The 589-nt window shown below is 76.7% G+C and carries 1 protein-coding gene; it reads left to right on the top strand.

All coding sequences use genetic code 11. The annotated features are described in order from the left end of the window. Positions 1–37: 37 nt before the first annotated feature. A partial coding sequence (locus ACK41V_RS23715) for a hypothetical protein (RefSeq protein ID WP_409786153.1) occupies positions 38–589 on the top strand: 552 nt, incomplete at its 3' end.

The raw sequence follows: 589 nt of genomic DNA, 5'->3' as shown, positions 1-589 counted from the left end.
GGGGGGGCGCGCGGGCGGCGGCGGTGGCGCGGGCGCGGTGGGGCGGGAGCTGGACCAGTTGCTGGGCAGCGGCCTCGTCGCCAACCTGCTGCGCGGCATCACGCGCGTGGTGGACAGCGCGCGACAGGCGTTGCTGCAGCGCGCCTACCTGCTGGACGTGGCGGCCGCCGCCGCAGACTGCCTCTGCTGCCTCCTCGCCCACACCTTCTGCTCTTCCGACGAGCTGGCGGAGCTGGCGCAGGCCACCGTGGCGGCGGAGGCGCTGGCGATGCGGTATGCCAAGGTGGCCAACGACGCCACCGTGGTCCGCATGCGCGCGCTGGAGGCGCGCGCCGCGGCCTCCATCAAGGAGCGTGCCGTGGAGGCCGCCCGCGCGCAGCAGGCGGCGGCGCTGCGCCACGCCTCGGCCGCGCAGCAGGCGTTCCTGCAGGCGCAGCGCATCGCGGAGTCGCCCGACGCGGGCTACCTGGACGACGTGGCCGCCCGCGAGGCGGAGCTGGTGCTGTCCCGCAAGCGCAACGAGGCGGCGGAGGCCAAGCACCGCGTGCAGGAGGCCACGCACGGGCTGGACCTGGCGCTGGAGGCGCTG

Origin of the sequence: Acidovorax sp. (genome assembly GCF_046291265.1) — a bacterium.
Classification (GTDB): domain Bacteria; phylum Pseudomonadota; class Gammaproteobacteria; order Burkholderiales; family Burkholderiaceae_C; genus Acidovorax.
This window is presented reverse-complemented; position numbering and strand designations above follow the sequence as displayed.